Here is a 411-nt window from a genome sequence, read left to right on the forward strand (position 1 = left end):
GGCGAAGCCGGCGTAGCGCGCGCGATCTCGCTGCTGCACGCCGAGATCGACCGCGACCTCGCGCTGCTCGGCATCCGCAGCCTGAAGGAAATCACCCCGGACCTGGTTCGGAAATATTGAAGCGGTGACCGCACCGCCCGGATTCTTGTGGCCTAGTGGAAGGTCGGCACGCCATGCGCTTCTGGAGAACCCTGATACCGGACGAGCCGTTCATTTCCGACTATGACGACATGCTGTTGCCCGTACCGAAGTCCATACCGCCCGCCGTCAGTGGCTGGTGCTTCGTCGCAATGGTGTGCAATTGCGTGGTTGTCGCCATCGCGACAGCGATATACCGCAATATCGCCCCGCTGCTGGTCGGGGCCATCTTCACGATGTTTCCGCTCTGGATGCTGTTGTTCTGGCGTAATC

The 411-nt window shown here is 61.3% G+C and carries 2 protein-coding genes; both read left to right on the top strand.

Translation table 11 applies throughout. From position 1 onward, the window contains the following. Positions 1 to 120, top strand: a 120-nt coding sequence (locus GPA22_RS23115; RefSeq protein WP_211169314.1) for an alpha-hydroxy-acid oxidizing protein, incomplete at its 5' end; no start/stop codon positions are given. A 53-nt stretch (positions 121 to 173) separates the two neighbouring features. Beyond that, positions 174 to 411, top strand: a 238-nt coding sequence (locus tag GPA22_RS22510; protein ID WP_169258293.1) for a hypothetical protein, incomplete at its 3' end; no start/stop codon positions are given.

This window comes from Aromatoleum toluvorans (assembly GCF_012910905.1).
GTDB lineage: Bacteria > Pseudomonadota > Gammaproteobacteria > Burkholderiales > Rhodocyclaceae > Aromatoleum > Aromatoleum toluvorans.